Raw genomic sequence first — 16,457 nt, 5'->3', positions numbered from 1 at the left:
GAGTAAAGTGTAAATCATAATTATTTTCAAATTATTCTAAATTAAAAATAACTCTAATTATAATGTATTTATGAATGTTATGAGGGGGCGAATAAATTAATGTTTGAACCAAAAGTTACATATGCGCATTTTAACGCAAACGTCTTTGAGTCAATTGATATTGATGATGAAACAAAAGGTGCGCGTGAAATCGTCGCTTGGGCTTATCAAACCTATGGTGATTCAGTTATTTATGCTTGCAGTTTTGGTGCGGAAGGCATGATATTAATTGATTTGATTTATAGTGTTAAGAAAGATGCCCAAATTGTATTTTTAGACACAGGTCTTCACTTTCAAGAAACATACGATCTAATTGATCGTGTTCAAAAACGTTATCCAGAACTACGAATTAAACTTAAGAAACCTGAATTAACTTTGGAAGAACAAGCATCACAATATAATCCTGCACTTTGGAAAAATAATCCAAACCAATGTTGTTATATTAGAAAAATCAAACCATTGGAAGATGTTTTGTCTGGTGCTACTGCTTGGATTTCTGGATTACGTAGAGCACAATCGCCCAGTCGTGAAAATACTCAGTTTATAAATAAAGACGAACGCTTTCAGTCAGTAAAAATATGTCCGTTGATACATTGGACATGGGAAGATGTTTGGCAATATATTAAAAAATATGAATTGCATTATAACGAATTACACGATTTTAACTATCCAAGTATAGGGTGTATACCATGTACTACAGCTGTTGAAGGATCAGGAGATTCAAGAGCAGGCAGATGGACAAATTCAAATAAAACAGAATGCGGTCTTCATACTACAGATTAAACATCTTTATAGTTAAAAATTTTTTTGCTATTAATCCTTAGTATTCCAATCGGATAGATATAACTAAAGAATGGTCATCAAATCAATCTTATAGTGATAGTTACATTTACCCGTGAAAAGTTATGGAATCAACTGTTGAGTGATTTTAGATAAATGATTGTTAAATAAAAAATTAAAATGAGGTGAAATGGTTGTGAACTTATCTGTAATAAATAGTCCATTTGATGAAAATCAAGCTACACAACTAAACCAAATTATTCAAAATCTTACGATTGAGCAGCAAGTTTGGTTAAGTGGTTATTTAACTGCAAATTTACAGAGTGTTACTACAAAACAAGAAACACCATCGGAAGTAGCTCAGTTTGTATTGAATAAAGAATCTACTTCAAATAGTGAGAGACATATCACTGTTTTATATGGTTCAGAAACTGGTAATGCACAAGGTTTAGCTGAAAAATTAGCTGATCGTCTTGTCGAACTTAATTTCAATGTGAAATTGAGTGCAATGGGTGATTACAAAACTAAGGATTTAAAAAAAGTAGAAGATTTATTTATTATTTCTTCTACTCATGGGGAAGGAAACCCACCCGATAATGCCATTAGCTTTCATGAATTTTTACATGGAAGAAAAGCGCCTCAGTTGGAAGGTGTACGCTATTCAGTTTTATCACTCGGGGACGCGTCGTATGAGTTATTCTGTCAAACAGGTAAAGACTTTGATGCACGTCTAGAAGATTTAGGTGCTTCCCGCTTGGTGGATAGACAAGATTGTGACTTGGATTTTGATGATACGGCTGAATCCTGGATGGATCACATTATCGAACAGTTAAGTGATGCTTCATTGAGCGAGGAAAAAGTGACAACAACGAACACTGTGCCATTGACAAATGACAAAAGGTATTCAAAAACACAACCATATGAAGCTGAAATATTAGAAAATATTAACTTGAATGGTAGAGGTTCTAATAAAGAGGTTAGACATATTGAATTACAATTTGAAGATTATGGTGAAGACTACGAGCCAGGTGATTGCTTGGTAGTGATTCCGGAAAATGATGAAAAACTGGTAGAAACGTTACTGAATCAATTAGATTGGGATGCTCAAACAGAAGTACCAATCAATGACAAAGGTGATGTACTTACAGTAAAAGAGGCACTACAGCACCATTTTGAAATCACTAAATTAACAAAGCCGTTATTACAAAAAGCAGCTGAGCTGTTTGGAAATAAAACATTGGCAGAAAATGTTATAGATCAAGATTGGATTAAATCTTATGTATATGGTCGAGATTTAATTGACTTAATTCAAGACTTTAGACCTGAAAAATTCGAGCCTGAAGTGTTGTACCAATTTTTAAGAAAACTGCCTCCTAGAGAATATTCTATAGCAAGCAGTTATGAAGCAAATCCTGATGAAGTTCATATCACCGTGGGCGCTGTAAGGTATCAAGCGCATCAACGTGAACGTCAAGGTGTTTGTTCAATTCAATTAGCTGAACGTATGGAACCTGGTACATCTATATCTGTCTATCTAAAGAAAAATCCGAATTTTAAATTTCCATTCGATGAAGCTACACCTGTCATTATGATTGGACCCGGCACAGGTGTCGCGCCTTTTAGATCTTATTTACAAGCACGTGAAGAATTAGATTTATCAGGACAAACATGGTTATTCTTTGGTGAACAGCATTTTACAACAGACTTTTTATATCAAACAGAGTGGCAAGATTGGCTTAAAGAAGGCGTTCTTAGTAAGTTGGACTTGGCATTTTCAAGGGATACAGAAGAAAAAATTTATGTTCAACACAAAATTGAAGAACAAAGTAAAACTTTTTATGAATGGTTGAAAAACGGTGCAGCATTATATGTATGTGGTGACGAACAAAATATGGCTAAAGATGTACACAAAGCGATACATCAGGTTTTAGTTAAAGAAGGTAATATGTCAGATGAAGAAGCTGAGACTTATTTGACACAGATGAAACAAGACAAACGATATCAAAGAGACGTTTATTAAAAAAGGAGTTGATCACGTGACAGAATCAAATTTAAATTTTTCTCAAAAACTTGATGAGATGGAACGTATCAAAGCTAATAGTAATTACCTTCGCGGCACAATTGTCGAAGGGTTAGCAGATAGAATTACAGGTGCGATTTCAGAAGAAGATACTAAATTATTAAAGTTTCATGGAAGTTATATGCAAGATGATAGAGATCTTCGCGACGAACGCCGTAGACAAAAATTAGAGCCTGCATACAGTTTCATGATAAGAGTGCGTGCGCCAGGTGGTGCTTCGACTCCAGAACAATGGATTGCGATGGATGATATTGCGAACCAATATGCAAATCAAACGATTAAATTAACAACAAGACAAGCGTTTCAATTCCATGGGGTTTTGAAAAGAAACTTAAAGCAAACAATGTTTGATATCAATCAATCTTTATTAGACACGTTAGCAGCATGTGGCGATGTTAATAGAAATGTAATGTGTAACCCTAACCCCTATCAATCTGATGTGCATGCGGAAATTAATCAGATTGCAAGTGATATTAGCCGTCATCTTTCACCTAAAACACAAGCTTATCACGAAATTTGGTTAGACGGAGAAAAAGTGTTAGATACAAGTGATCAAGAACCAGAGCCACTGTATGGTAAAACCTATTTACCACGTAAATTTAAAATTGGTATTGCAGTCCCACCTTCTAATGATATCGATGTATTTTCTCAAGATATTGGGTTAATTTCGATTATTGAAGATGGTGAATTAGTTGGATTTAATCTTACGGTTGGTGGCGGCATGGGAATGAAACATGGAAATACTGCGACATATCCACAAGTTGGACGTTTGATTGGCTATTTTCCAAAATCACAGGTCATCGATGTTTGTGAAAAAATCCTGACAATTCAGAGAGACCATGGAAATCGTGAAGAGAGAACAAATGCACGTTTTAAATATACGGTGGATCGTAAAGGCGTAACATGGATTACGGATGAGCTCAATCGTCGATTAGGTTGGGAACTAGAGCCTAAGCGTGCATTTCACTTTGAAGATAATGGTGATCGATATGGTTGGACTGAAGGCAGTGGCAAACATCATTTCACATTATTTATTCAAAATGGCCGTGTTAAAGATACAGAAAAATATCAATTGAAAACAGCGTTAAGAGCGATTGCTGAAGTGCATACTGGAGATTTTAGACTTTCGCCTAACCAAAATTTAGTAATTGCGAATGTTGAAACACACAAAAAGCCAGAAATTGAAGCGCTGATAAAGCGATATGGTTTAACAGATGGCGAACATTATACGGGATTGCGGAAAAATTCTATGGCTTGTGTCGCTTTTCCTACTTGTGGTTTAGCAATGGCAGAATCTGAACGGTACCTACCTTCGCTAATAACGAAAATAGAAAGTCTGTTAGATGAAGCAGGCTTAAACGAAGAAGAAATAACCATTAGAATGACGGGATGTCCTAACGGTTGTGCACGTCCAGCATTAGCTGAAATTGCATTTATTGGAAAAGCACCAGGTAAGTACAATATGTACCTAGGTGGTGGTTTCGCTGGTGATCGTTTAAATAAGTTGTATAAAGAAAATATTGATGAAGCGGAAATATTAGAAAGTTTAAGGCCTATTTTATTGCAATATGCACAAGAAAGAACTGTTGGTGAACGTTTTGGTGATTTTGTCGTCAGGGCAGGTATTGTTGAAGCAGTTACAGACGGTCAATTATTCCACAGTTAATCAATTAAGAAAGTGGTGTTAGGATGGGAAAAGTATTTTTAGTAGGTGCGGGCCCTGGTGATCCGGATTTAATTACAGTTAAAGGTAAAAAAGCGATTGAAACGGCTGACATTATTTTATACGACCGTTTAGTTAACCCTGAGTTATTAGATTATGCATCTATAACTGCTAAGTTAATATATTGTGGTAAAAATCCTAACCATAAATCAGTGTCGCAAGTAGATACTAACCAATTACTTGTCGATTTAGCACTAGAAGGACACACGATTACACGTTTGAAAGGTGGAGACCCATTCGTGTATGGCAGAGGTGGCGAGGAAGCAGAAGTATTAGCCACAAATGATATATCATTTGAAATCGTACCAGGTATTACTGCAGGTATCGCAGCACCTGCATACGCAGGTATCCCTGTAACGCATCGAGACTATAGCTCTTCAGTTGCATTTGTTACGGGTGTTATCAATAAAGAAATTGACAAGGATGAATACTGGAGACATCTAGCTTTAGGGCCGGAAACGTTATGTATCTATATGGGAGTTAAAAAGCTGCCAGAAATTGTTGAGTTATTAACTAAAAATGGACGTAATAAAAATACGCCAGTAGCACTTGTACATATGGGTACATCTAAATTACAAAAAACCGTTGTAGGCACATTAGAAACCATTGTCCACGGTGCAAAAGAGATTGAAAATCCAGCTATGATTATTGTGGGTGAAGTCGTGAAATTACGTAACCGAATCAGTTGGTTTGAAGAAACATATAAAAATGAATTATTAACACAACTCACATCATAGTTGTTGGAGGGGTTATGATATGCAAGGCGTTTTATATGTCAGTCATGGTAGTCGTGTAGCAGAAGCAGTCGAAGAAGCAACGTCATTGATTGCGCGTGTACAAACAAAAATTAATATTCCTTTACAAGAAACATGTTTTTTAGAACTTGTAGACCCGGATATATCTGAAGGTTTTAGGAAATTAGTGCACCAAGGTGCAACAGAAATTTCAGTGGTACCTGTATTGCTACTTAGCGCAGGACATTACTACAAAGATATACCTGAAGAAATTGAACGTATGAAAGCACAATTTCCCAATGTGAAAATTAATTATGGTAAACCTTTAGGCGTACAAAAACGATTAACGGAAGTGCTTAAACAACGTTTAGAAGAACGTAAAATCACACCTAATGCTGAAGCTAAATTATTAGTTATTGGTAGAGGAAGTTATAATCCGCAAACAAAGCAAGATTTTTCGGTAATAAAGTCACAATTATCAGAAATGTTCCCCTCTAAAAGTATAGAAGTGTGCTATTTAGCAGCTTGTGAACCGTTATTTGAAGATGCACTGGACCGATTAGTAAATGAAGGTCATTCGCAAATATTTATTTTACCGTATATCTGGTTTACAGGTATTTTAGACCAACACATCGCTAATGTTGTGAGTGCTTACCAATTTAAAAGTGACATTATTTTAGCAGCGCATCTGAGTCATCATGAGACATTACAAATTGCATTAAAAGAACGTGTGGAAGAGACATTTGATACAGTTTAGTCATTTTATCAAAGTTGAAAGTACCTTATCTGAGGAGTGACATTATGTCTTACATCCCTTTAATGGTTGATATTTCGCAAAAACAAATCGTTGTTATAGGTGGCGGAAAAATAGCAGAAAGACGTATCAATCTTTTAAAAACATATACAAAACTAATTCAAATTATTAGCCCCACGCTCACTAATAACTTAAAACAATTAGTTGATAAACAAGAAATTCAGTGGCGGAACAAAACATTTGAAAGCAGTGATGTGCAAGATGCAGATTTAATTATTGCTGCGACGAATGATACAAATGTAAACCAGTCTATATTACAAGCAAAGCCAGACAAGGCATTAATTAATATGGCAGGTCAAGCGTTAGCAGGTGATGTATTGCTACCAAGTATATTGCGACGTGGTAAGTTAACGATCAGCGTTTCAACACAAGGTGCCAGTCCTAAGCTGGCCAGTCAAATTTTAGCTGAGTTACAACAACATTTTAATAGCGCATATGGTGATTATGTAGATTTCCTATATGAATGTAGACAGCAAGTTAAACGTAGCTCACTTTCATCGGAGGAAAAAGAATGGTTTTTGAAGCAAATTTTAAATGATAAATATTTAAAAATAACTAAGCAAAATGAAGTTAGAAAGTGGTTATCAGCGCTGAAGTAAATTGAAAGGAAAGGGGACATCATATGTATAAGTTATTTGTTTTTGCACTGGCTGGTTTTCTCGCTCAATTAATTGACGGTTCATTAGGCATGGGATTTGGCGCATCATCTTCTTCAATATTATTGACATTTGGTGTAGCACCGGCAATAGTCTCAGCTACAATACATTTTTCAGAAATTGCTACTACAGCAGCGTCAGGAACGTCGCATTGGAAATTTGAAAACGTACATAAACCTACCATGATTAAATTAGCGATTCCTGGAGCGATCACAGCTTTTATTGGTGCTGCTATATTAAGTCATATACACAGTGACTTTATTAAACCATTTATCGCTGTATTTCTATTATCAATGGGACTCTATATTTTATACCAATTTTTATTTACTAAAGAAAAACCATTATCAAAAACGAATGAACAAACATCCCGCTTTGTATTAATACCACAAGGCGCCGTGGCAGGATTTTTAGATTCAATTGGTGGTGGAGGCTGGGGACCGGTTAATACGCCATTAATACTTGCTCAAAAGAAATTGGAACCTAGGTATGCGATTGGTACGGTATCGGCAAGTGAGTTTTTCGTGACAGTATCTGCGTCGCTAAGCTTTATTATTTTTCTTGGTTGGAGTCAAATTAATTGGTGGCTTGTCGTGTCATTAAGTGTCGGTGGTATGATTGCTGCACCGTTTGCAGCATGGTTAGTCAGACTGTTACCGATGAATATATTAGCTGTGTGTGTGAGTGGATTGATTATTTTCACAAATACAAATTCACTGATTAGTGTTGTAGAAATCAATCACGCTTTATCAATCGCAATAAAAATTGCATTGATTGTGATTTGGTTCGGATTAATTTTATATGCTTTATACCAAAATAATAAATTACCGTTTGCTACTTTTAAAGATGAAACCAATGTAAATAAATTAGATTAATTCATTAAGGAGTGTGACAACATGTCATTAATAAACGAAAAAGAACAATCTACCATCCAACCTCATGGTGGTGCACTTATCAATAGGGAGGTCTACGGCGCAGAGCGAGAACAATTGCTTAAAGAAGCTGAAACACTCGCATCTATCACTTTAAATCCGTGGAGTTTATCAGATTTGGAATTAATTGCAATAGGTGGCTTCAGTCCACTGACAGGCTTTATGAATCAAAACGATTATACCAACGTGGTAGAACACTTACATTTAGATAATGGTTTGGTTTGGAGTATTCCGATTACATTACCTGTGACAACAGCGCAATCTCAAAATTTGAATATTGGCTCTCGTGTGGCTTTGTATGGGGAAGATGGTGTTTTATATGGTGTGATTGACTTAGAAGAAAAATATACGTATGACAAACAAAAAGAAGCGCAACTTGTATATGGAACGACGGATGTTGATCATCCTGGTGTCAAAAAGGTCTATGAAAAAGGGGACGTCTATCTCGCAGGCCCAATTTATTTATTAAATAGACCTAAACACGACGAATTTGTAGATTATCATTTGGATCCTAAAGAAACAAGACAACTCTTTACAGACTTAGGATGGCAAACAGTAGTAGGTTTTCAAACTAGAAACCCAGTACATCGCGCACATGAGTATATTCAAAAGGCTGCACTAGAAGCAGTAGATGGCTTGTTGTTGAATCCTTTAGTAGGTGAAACTAAATCTGATGATATTCCAGCATCAGTACGTATGGAAAGCTATCAGGTTATATTGGAAAATTATTACCCGGAAAATAAAACGCGTTTAGTTATTTATCCTGCCGCAATGAGATATGCAGGGCCTAGAGAAGCGATATTACATGCTACAGTACGTAAAAACTATGGATGTACACACTTTATTGTAGGGCGTGATCATGCAGGTGTAGGTGATTATTATGGCACGTATGAAGCGCAAGAACTGATTGCTAGATACGAAGCAGAATTGGGTATACAAATATTAAAATTTGAACATGCCTTTTATTGTAAAACATGTGAAAACATGGCTACAGCAAAAACGTGCCCACATGATGCTTCAGCACATTTACATTTGAGTGGTACGAAAGTTCGTGAAAAATTGAAAAACGGAGAAACGTTACCGAAAGAATTTTCAAGACCTGAAGTGGCTCAAGTTCTTATAAATGGATTGAAAGAACAGAAATAAAAGGAGTGTAGACATAGTAATGGGAGAATCTAAAAATATAACATGGCACGCATCAGAGGTTACCAAAGATGAAAGGTTACAGCGTAATCAACATAAGAGTGCAGTCATTTGGTTTACAGGACTTTCAGGCTCAGGAAAATCAACGATATCCGTAGAACTCGAAAAAGCACTATTTAACCATCAAATCCATACATATCGTTTGGATGGAGATAATGTTAGACATGGATTGAATCGGAATCTAGGATTTTCACCTGAAGATCGTAAGGAAAACATACGGCGTATAGGGGAAGTTAGTAAATTGATGGTAGATGCAGGTTTGATAACAGTTACTGCTTTTATTTCTCCTTATAAATCAGATAGAGAAGCGGTGCGCCAATTATTAGATACAGATGATTTTATAGAAGTTTATACGCAATGTAGTCTATCAGAATGTGAAAATAGAGACCCTAAAGGTTTATATAAAAAAGTAAGAAATGGTGAAATTGCAGAATTTACTGGCGTAAATGCGCCATATGAAGCGCCTACACAACCAGAGATTGTATTAGATACAGAAATCCTCTCTGTTGAAGCATCAGTATCTAAAATTATGGATTATTTACAACAACATCAGTATATCGATAGCATTTAACTTTAATAATAAAAAACTGAAGGGGCAATCGAATGGAGATATTAAATATCATTGCCATAATATTATTTATTATATTTATTTTAGTAATGTTGAGTGGATTGTTACTTGTGCGTTTAGGTCAAAATAGAAAACACTTTCTTATAGAATTAAAAATAATGATCTCAATTATGGTAGTATCCTTTATTGGCATAGGTATATCAATGATAATACTAGGTCATTATAACCAATTATAAATTATGAATGCATTGATAAACAGGGTTATGAAATCAAATCACGAGTTTGGTTTCACCCTGTTTTTAAATGTTAATGCGCGTATCAACATTTAAAAAGGCTTACTATAAGGTGTTTTGTAGGTAAGTAAACAGTAATGAATCATACTCTTATATTTTATAGAAATGTGAAAATTAAAGTGTTATATTAAATAAATCAAATTTATCTGATTAGCATTTTAAAAGTAATGAACACAATATAAAGGTAGGGAAGTTTACTAAAATGAATCAAAGTATAAAGGAGATTCCTAAAATAGAATTACATTGTCATTTAGATGGTTCAGTCAGCAAACATTTAATTCGACAATTGGCTCAAGAACAAGGCGTATATCTAAACGAGGATCGTCTCACGGTGCAAGAGGATTGTGAAAGTTTAGCGTCGTATTTGAAGTGTTTTGATGAAGTATTAAAAGTATTGCAAACAGCAGATAGTCTTAAGCGTGCAATTGTAGATGTTGCGCAACAAGCTTATGAGGATAATGTTAAATATATAGAAATTCGCTTTGCACCATTGTTGCATATGGAACAGGGGATGACCCTTTTAGATGTACTAAAAGCAGTAGAAGCGGGCGTTAATATTGTACAAGATACATTGCATATGAAAGTGAATTTACTGATTTGCGCAATGAGGCAACATGCAGCGTCTGTGAATAAACAATTATTTGATGATGTGTCTGTATATAACAGTGAAAAAATATGTGGTATTGATTTTGCGGGTCCTGAAGTAGGATTTCCACCATATGAAATACAAAATACCATTCAATATGGGTTAGAAAAAGGTATGAATTTAACACTCCATGCAGGTGAGTGTGGATGTATACATAATGTTTTAGAGTCAATCAAAATAGGCGCTAAGCGTATCGGTCATGGTGTTGCTGCTAATTTAGATGAAGCAATATTAAATGAAGTTAAAGCGAAGGATGTATTATTAGAAATATGTCCTAAAAGTAATTTGCAAACTAAAGCTATAGAGACGTTGTCACAAATCAATATTCCCTACTTATTAAAAAATGATATACCTTTTATTATCAATACAGACAACCGTATGGTGACACAAACTTCATTAAATGAAGAATATACGTTGCTATTAAAACATCAGTTAATCAATAAAAAGCAAATTAAATATATTAATAAGCGTGCCGTTCAATATGCCTTTTTAACTGAAGCAGAAAAAAGGCAAGTGCTTCAGTCAATGTCATAACGCGTATACACTATTGTTTATTTTAGTATTGATACGCAAAAGATTTGATAGTTTGAATAAAATGAGTCATAGCAAGACTTAAATGATAATTTCTATTCCAAATAAAGTCAGTCGAGATATTACTATATTTGTCTGGCAATTCATAGCTATATAATGAGCCGTTTTCCAAATCATTTTGTACCGATGATTTCGGAACTAAACTAATGCCGATACCTGATTTTACACTACCGATAATTGTTTCCATAGTGCCGAATTCTATAAGTGTTGGTTTTTTAGTATTTTCGGATTTTAACCAGGCTTCAAGATTTCTTCTATAATTACAGCCATTTTTAAATACCAAAAATACTGCGGATGTAATGTCTTCTAATTGGGTCATCTCTGTACCGGAGATTAATACAAGTTTTTCCTTAAATAACTCCACTTCATTTATATGATGATGATGTTTGAAACCAGTGACAAATCCACAATCTAAGTTTTGATTGACTATTTTTTTAGAAATATTGGCAGTAACATCGGTATGTAGTGAAAGAGAAACGTGTGGCGAATTTTTCCGAAACATAGATAATAACATCGGTAATTTAGTAATAGTTTCGACAATCCCAATATCAATTTTGCCACTAGATGTTTCTTGTTTATCAAAATCATGTTCTATTTCATTTAATGTGGCTAAAATTTTTTCAACATATATTTGGAATTTTTCACCATCTTTCGTCAAAGTTGTACCTTTATTATGACGTAAAAAAAGTTGTGTGTTGAGTTCTTGTTCTAGTTGTTTTATGCGAAATGTAACATGAGATTGAACATAATTTAGTGATTTAGCAGCCTTACTGATACTTTGATGTTGACTAACGCTTTGAAAAATTTTAAAGTCTTTGATTTCCATAATATCACCTGAGTTTTCGTTTGAGGCTATTATACATGAAACAATTTCTTTTATGCAGAAAAAAGTACTGCCGTCACTATGACGGCAGTCTAATTATGTTGCATATTTTTTAATTAATGCTTTGAAAAAGTCTATAGATCGTTCGAAAGCTGCTATTTCTACATATTCGTTGGGTTGATGTGCTAATGTTTCTATTCCTGGCCCATAAATTAATGTGGGAATGTCGCTGTTAGGATTTAGCACGGATCCATCGGTATAATAAGCCATTCCAGTAATATCATTTTCTTCCGAAATATCTAAGGCTTTTTGAATAATTTCAGCATCGACATCCGTTAAAACAGTCGCCCGGTCAAGCAATATTTTTGAGTTTACTTTTGGAGAGTTACTATCAGCAAATATCTGAGTTAAGCGTTGATTAAATTGCTTGTACAGTTTGTCATGAATATTAGGTGTAACTGTTCGTATATCAACATTTAATGTACATTTGTCGGGTATCACGTTCGTTTGAATGCCACCGTTAACCATATTTGCTGAGATGCTACTCTTACCTAAAGCTGCTGTTTCTTCTGACCATTCGTCTTTTAAATCATTTACCAATTGAATGACTTTATTTATGCCCTCAACTGCATTAATACCTTGTTCTGGCATTGCGCCGTGTGCAGTTTTTCCAGTCAAAGTGACTTCTATCCATAATGCTCCTTTATGTCCAATTGCAACTTTCTCAGTTGTGGGTTCTGCTATGATGATAGCAGATACATTATCCATATTTGCGTTTTTGACATAATGTTCCGCACCGATTGAATCTACTTCCTCTCCTGCAGTGGCTAAAAATTCAATATCTTTTTTGAATTCATAGTTTTCCTCAATCAAAGATTCTAAAGCAAGATATAAAGCAGCTAAACCACTTTTCATATCTGTTGTTCCTCTTCCATATAATTTTCCATGAGCAATATCGCCTTTAAAAGGATCATAATCCCATTTTTGTGCGCCTATCTTTACAGTGTCGGTATGGCCAGATAATAAGAGTTTGCTAGCGTTTGGATGCTCAGATTTTAAAGTTACTGAAAAATTACTTCTTTTGTCACTTAAATGTGTAATGTCAAAAGGAATATTACGAGATGCACACCGTTGTTTAAAAATTTGTACAACGTTATTTTCGTTAGCAGGTGGGTTGGTGCTATCGACATTGATGAGCGATTGTAAGAATTCTAAATTTGATTGTGTCATGTTTAAACCCCCCTTGCTTTATTAAAAACTTTTTCTTTATTTTCAGGCTGTAAACTTGGACGTGTTATTTTAAATAGTGATATATCTTGTTTGGACTTACCTTTAGTGGCTAATTCATATAATATTTCTCCGACGGCACTTGAAAATTTATAGCCATGTCCTGAAAAACCAGCAGCAATGACAATATGTTCGTATTTGGGATGTTTGTCTATCACAAAATGCTCATCTAATGTATTGGTGAACATGCAAGTTTTACCTACATTGATATTTCCATTAGCTTGTTGCATATATGCGTGCAAAAAACCACTAATATCTTTTTCATCTTTTACATAAGACCCGAATGATTTATTGTAATAAGTTGGATCGATAGGGTCTCCGTTATCATAACGTCCTATTTTTAAACCAGTACCATCAATAGAAGGGAATCCATAATATACACCACTCGGAACGTCGGCAAAAAAGCCTGGAAATCCATCTGACTTGTATAAAATATCATTGGAATCAAACCATGCTATCGTTTGTCTAGAAGGTTGAAGTTGTAGTTTTAAATCTAAATCATCTAGAATTTTTTTATTCCAAGCACCACCAGTAATAATTAATTTATTTGCTGTAACTGTTTCAGAGGGGGTCTGAACTTCTACTGAGTCATTAAGAATATCAATATGCATCACTGGCGAATTGATTTTTAATTCGGCACCATGATTTAGAGCGAGTCGCTTAAAAGCGCGAATACAATTTTGAGAAAATAGCACACCTGCTTCAGGTTCATAACAACCAATTTGGCCATCAGGTATTGTAATACCTGGCCAAGTTTCATTAATTTGTTTAGCAGATAAGGTTTTAGTATTTATATTATATTGCCGAGCACCATTGATTGCAGTTTGTACAAATAATGAATCACTAGGACCAAAAGTAATAACACCTGTATTTAAAAATATACGTTCATTTGTTTGTTTTTGAAGTTCATTCCAAAGTTCATGTGCTCTCAAAGCAATGGGGACATACGATAAACCTTCTCCACAAGCATGTCTTATTAATCTTGTATCACCACTATGACTTCCATTTTCATGTGGTGGATCAAAAGCATCTATCATTAGTGTATTCCACCCACTTTTTGCTAAATAGTATCCAGCTGACATACCCATAGAGCCAGCTCCGACAACGATGACATCGTAATGTTTTCCCATTTCCATCTCTCCTTAATTGAAACAAATTTAATCATTTGGCAAGTATTTCTTTCAAGTCTAATAGCAACAGTTCTAGGTGTAAAATTACAAAAAGAGATGGTTGATATCTCTAAAAGTGATATCCATATACATAAGTATTTTGCCTAACTGTACTTTTATTATTAAATTAAGACAGTTAGGAACTTAATTAAACGAATTGAGAAAAATTTAAAATTTTAATTATTAATTAGCATACAATGTAATTACACAAACAAGTAAAGGGGTGTATTGACATGATGATTGCAGATATTATCGGTGGTATCATTAAATTAATCAAAACTTTAGTTGACACTTTCGCGTAATTTTTAAATAACAAATTAAATCAATTTAAAGGAGTGCTTACATTATGTCAGGTATCGTAGAAGCAATTTCAAATGCAGTAAAATCAGGTTTAGATCACGACTGGGTAAATATGGGAACTAGCATCGCAGATGTAGTAGCTAAAGGTGCAGACTTCATCGCTGGATTCTTTGGTTAATAGTCATATTTTCAATTAAATATATACTTAAGAAAAACTACTGTTTCACACATAAAGTGTCAGAAAACAGTAGTTTTTTTGTTGTTCAATTCATTGGAAAGGAAATTCGTGTTTTATTGTATAACTATAAAAAAATTATACATTTACTTTTGTATGATTATACATTTCGAGGAGGTTACGTTAACTGTCCAGAAGCTAAAAAGAGACTGACATCTTTGTTCATAAATATATTTTTGCCTTGATAAAAAGTATGGCTGTCTATATTCGAAAGTCCTATTGTGCGCAGTGATTTTTGGATATCTTTTTGTTCGAATCCATTATAGATATTTGGATGATTAACATTTTCGTTTTTATCGAAGTCTACTATGATAAGTAAGCCATTACTATTTAATTGCGTGACTAACTGTTGTAGTAATGCCATGTAATTCCCACTATGAAGTAATACAAGAGAAAGCAATATCACATCATAAGTTTGATGAAGCAGTATATTGTTCGAAGCGAGCAAGTCACCTTCAATGGCTGCAATGTTAGTTTTATTCAATGTTTTAATTTTGGTATTACATATTCCAACCATTTTCGGTGAAGCATCTAAAACAGTGATGTGATTGAAATGATGTTCGATATCGAATGTGACAAGGCCAGTGCCGCCACCATAATCTAATAATGAATCATACGTACCTTTGTTAAATAATAAATTTAATTCGGAAGAGATCGTTTTAGCGAGCTTTATTCTTTCGTTATTGTCATAATTTCGGGCTATTTGATTAAATTGAGATTGATTCAAATTTGTCATCCTTTAATATAGATTTCCATATTATAGATTTTAAAGTTATTAAAGACTTTTAAAATCTATAATAGAGTTTAGCATAATGGACATAATCTTTTCAAATCAATACGTTTACAGTTATCTCGTATAATTTAAAATTATAGATAATTAATTGATACTTTTTAAAAAGTAAATTTGTTCATTTTATGTATAGATAAAATATTTAAATAGAAATACATAATATAGGAATAACATATTAAATTAGGTAAGCCTAAAGTCTGATTGAGCATGCTTGTTATATCTGGTTTACTAGGTGGTGGACGTTTATAATGAGGTGCAGAAATGAAGAATATTTTAAGAATGATTAAGCAACGGTTAAAAGGTCTAGATTATGGGATGCTAATTAGTTTTATTATACTAGGCGTTTTAGGTGTCATCATGATATATAGTGCGAGCATGGTATCGGCATCTAAAGGCGCTTTAACTGGTGGCGTTTCAATTGAAAGTAATTATTTTATGAAAAGACAATTTATCTTTTTGATTATGGGTATTGTAGTCGTTATATTTATTGCATTGTGCATAAATATAAATTTCTTTAAAAGTGCTCATATACAAAAATTGATGGTTATTGGCACCTTATGCTTGCTATTAATTACAATTTTGATAGGGAAAGAGATTAATGGTTCAAGAAACTGGATTAATTTAGGAATATTTAGTTTACAATCCTCGGAATTTTTGAAATTAGCTTCGATTTTTTATCTTTCTTACATTATTAATCAACGTGTGAGGAGTCACAAAGATTACCAATTAAAGCATATGTTACCACCACTTGCCATATTAGGTATTGGTTTATTGCTTGTGTTGATGCAAGGAGATCT

At 34.1% G+C, this 16,457-nt stretch carries 17 protein-coding genes; 13 read left to right on the top strand and 4 right to left on the bottom strand.

Features of this window, described 5'->3' with window-relative positions:
- Positions 1 to 99: 99 nt before the first annotated feature.
- The 11 genes from CD150_RS10700 to add all read left to right on the top strand — a co-directional run bounded on the left by CD150_RS10700 (position 100) and on the right by add (position 10,999).
- Complete coding sequence (locus CD150_RS10700) at positions 100 to 822, top strand: phosphoadenylyl-sulfate reductase (protein ID WP_046207126.1); 723 nt, start codon at positions 100 to 102, stop codon at positions 820 to 822.
- Between the two features lie 193 nt (positions 823 to 1,015).
- Positions 1,016 to 2,839, top strand: coding sequence for an assimilatory sulfite reductase (NADPH) flavoprotein subunit (locus CD150_RS10695; protein ID WP_169926886.1), 1,824 nt, complete (start codon positions 1,016 to 1,018; stop codon positions 2,837 to 2,839).
- A 58-nt stretch (positions 2,840 to 2,897) separates the two neighbouring features.
- Positions 2,898 to 4,565 (top strand): NADPH-dependent assimilatory sulfite reductase hemoprotein subunit, encoded by a 1,668-nt coding sequence (locus CD150_RS10690; RefSeq protein WP_236588522.1) that lies wholly within the window; start codon positions 2,898 to 2,900, stop codon positions 4,563 to 4,565.
- A gap of 23 nt (positions 4,566 to 4,588) precedes the next feature.
- The gene (cobA, locus tag CD150_RS10685; protein WP_064209678.1) at positions 4,589 to 5,359 is read left to right on the top strand and encodes a uroporphyrinogen-III C-methyltransferase; all 771 of its coding nucleotides are present in this window, start codon (positions 4,589 to 4,591) and stop codon (positions 5,357 to 5,359) included.
- A gap of 19 nt (positions 5,360 to 5,378) precedes the next feature.
- Positions 5,379 to 6,113, top strand: coding sequence for a sirohydrochlorin chelatase (locus CD150_RS10680; RefSeq protein WP_073345326.1), 735 nt, complete (start codon positions 5,379 to 5,381; stop codon positions 6,111 to 6,113).
- 44 nt (positions 6,114 to 6,157) lie between these two features.
- Positions 6,158 to 6,769, top strand: a complete 612-nt coding sequence (locus tag CD150_RS10675; protein ID WP_073345321.1) for an NAD(P)-binding protein — start codon at positions 6,158 to 6,160, stop codon at positions 6,767 to 6,769.
- A gap of 23 nt (positions 6,770 to 6,792) precedes the next feature.
- Complete coding sequence (locus CD150_RS10670) at positions 6,793 to 7,698, top strand: sulfite exporter TauE/SafE family protein (RefSeq protein WP_046207121.1); 906 nt, start codon at positions 6,793 to 6,795, stop codon at positions 7,696 to 7,698.
- Between the two features lie 21 nt (positions 7,699 to 7,719).
- Complete coding sequence (gene sat, locus CD150_RS10665; protein ID WP_073345317.1) at positions 7,720 to 8,901, top strand: sulfate adenylyltransferase; 1,182 nt, start codon at positions 7,720 to 7,722, stop codon at positions 8,899 to 8,901.
- Positions 8,902 to 8,920: 19 nt separating this feature from the next.
- Complete coding sequence (gene cysC / locus CD150_RS10660; RefSeq protein WP_073345312.1) at positions 8,921 to 9,529, top strand: adenylyl-sulfate kinase; 609 nt, start codon at positions 8,921 to 8,923, stop codon at positions 9,527 to 9,529.
- A 32-nt stretch (positions 9,530 to 9,561) separates the two neighbouring features.
- The gene (locus CD150_RS10655; protein ID WP_046207118.1) at positions 9,562 to 9,762 is read left to right on the top strand and encodes a hypothetical protein; all 201 of its coding nucleotides are present in this window, start codon (positions 9,562 to 9,564) and stop codon (positions 9,760 to 9,762) included.
- Positions 9,763 to 10,021: 259 nt separating this feature from the next.
- The gene (add, locus tag CD150_RS10650; protein ID WP_073345307.1) at positions 10,022 to 10,999 is read left to right on the top strand and encodes an adenosine deaminase; all 978 of its coding nucleotides are present in this window, start codon (positions 10,022 to 10,024) and stop codon (positions 10,997 to 10,999) included.
- 22 nt (positions 11,000 to 11,021) lie between these two features.
- Here add and CD150_RS10645 read toward each other — a convergent pair whose 3' ends face one another.
- The 3 genes from CD150_RS10645 to solA form a co-directional block, all read right to left on the bottom strand.
- Positions 11,022 to 11,882 carry a LysR family transcriptional regulator gene (locus CD150_RS10645; RefSeq protein WP_103161572.1) on the bottom strand — a complete coding sequence of 287 codons (861 nt, stop codon included), beginning with the start codon at positions 11,880 to 11,882 and terminating at the stop codon, positions 11,022 to 11,024.
- Between the two features lie 93 nt (positions 11,883 to 11,975).
- Positions 11,976 to 13,109, bottom strand: a complete 1,134-nt coding sequence (locus tag CD150_RS10640) for a M20 family metallopeptidase (RefSeq protein WP_073345298.1) — start codon at positions 13,107 to 13,109, stop codon at positions 11,976 to 11,978.
- Between the two features lie 2 nt (positions 13,110 to 13,111).
- A complete protein-coding gene (solA, locus tag CD150_RS10635; RefSeq protein WP_073345293.1) occupies positions 13,112 to 14,296 on the bottom strand; it encodes an N-methyl-L-tryptophan oxidase in 1,185 nt (394 codons plus the stop codon).
- A gap of 385 nt (positions 14,297 to 14,681) precedes the next feature.
- On the opposite strand from solA, the gene CD150_RS10630 reads away from it, so the two are divergent.
- Positions 14,682 to 14,813, top strand: coding sequence for a beta-class phenol-soluble modulin (locus CD150_RS10630; protein ID WP_046207113.1), 132 nt, complete (start codon positions 14,682 to 14,684; stop codon positions 14,811 to 14,813).
- Between the two features lie 175 nt (positions 14,814 to 14,988).
- Here the strand turns inward: CD150_RS10630 and CD150_RS10625 are convergent, their stop codons facing one another.
- Positions 14,989 to 15,597, bottom strand: a complete 609-nt coding sequence (locus CD150_RS10625; RefSeq protein ID WP_103161571.1) for a class I SAM-dependent methyltransferase — start codon at positions 15,595 to 15,597, stop codon at positions 14,989 to 14,991.
- Between the two features lie 324 nt (positions 15,598 to 15,921).
- On the opposite strand from CD150_RS10625, the gene CD150_RS10620 reads away from it, so the two are divergent.
- Positions 15,922 to 16,457, top strand: a 536-nt coding sequence (locus tag CD150_RS10620; protein WP_142382337.1) for an FtsW/RodA/SpoVE family cell cycle protein, incomplete at its 3' end; no start/stop codon positions are given.

The sequence above is a fragment of the Staphylococcus ureilyticus genome (genome assembly GCF_002902235.1).
GTDB lineage: Bacteria > Bacillota > Bacilli > Staphylococcales > Staphylococcaceae > Staphylococcus > Staphylococcus ureilyticus.
The sequence above is the reverse complement of the archived record's forward strand: the minus strand, read 5'-3'. Positions and strand labels throughout refer to the sequence as shown.

Excerpts from the sequence above, each read along its gene's own strand:
- CD150_RS10700 (WP_046207126.1), top strand. The coding sequence starts at position 100 with ATGTTTGAACCAAAAGTTACATATGCGCATTTTAACGCAAACGTCTTT.
- CD150_RS10690 (WP_236588522.1), top strand. The coding sequence starts at position 2,898 with ATGGAACGTATCAAAGCTAATAGTAATTACCTTCGCGGCACAATTGTC.
- cobA (WP_064209678.1), top strand. The coding sequence starts at position 4,589 with ATGGGAAAAGTATTTTTAGTAGGTGCGGGCCCTGGTGATCCGGATTTA.
- CD150_RS10680 (WP_073345326.1), top strand. The coding sequence starts at position 5,379 with ATGCAAGGCGTTTTATATGTCAGTCATGGTAGTCGTGTAGCAGAAGCA.
- CD150_RS10675 (WP_073345321.1), top strand. The coding sequence starts at position 6,158 with ATGTCTTACATCCCTTTAATGGTTGATATTTCGCAAAAACAAATCGTT.
- CD150_RS10670 (WP_046207121.1), top strand. The coding sequence starts at position 6,793 with ATGTATAAGTTATTTGTTTTTGCACTGGCTGGTTTTCTCGCTCAATTA.
- sat (WP_073345317.1), top strand. The coding sequence starts at position 7,720 with ATGTCATTAATAAACGAAAAAGAACAATCTACCATCCAACCTCATGGT.
- cysC (WP_073345312.1), top strand. The coding sequence starts at position 8,921 with ATGGGAGAATCTAAAAATATAACATGGCACGCATCAGAGGTTACCAAA.
- CD150_RS10655 (WP_046207118.1), top strand. The coding sequence starts at position 9,562 with ATGGAGATATTAAATATCATTGCCATAATATTATTTATTATATTTATT.
- add (WP_073345307.1), top strand. The coding sequence starts at position 10,022 with ATGAATCAAAGTATAAAGGAGATTCCTAAAATAGAATTACATTGTCAT.
- CD150_RS10645 (WP_103161572.1), bottom strand. The coding sequence starts at position 11,882 with ATGGAAATCAAAGACTTTAAAATTTTTCAAAGCGTTAGTCAACATCAA.
- CD150_RS10640 (WP_073345298.1), bottom strand. The coding sequence starts at position 13,109 with ATGACACAATCAAATTTAGAATTCTTACAATCGCTCATCAATGTCGAT.
- solA (WP_073345293.1), bottom strand. The coding sequence starts at position 14,296 with ATGGGAAAACATTACGATGTCATCGTTGTCGGAGCTGGCTCTATGGGT.
- CD150_RS10630 (WP_046207113.1), top strand. The coding sequence starts at position 14,682 with ATGTCAGGTATCGTAGAAGCAATTTCAAATGCAGTAAAATCAGGTTTA.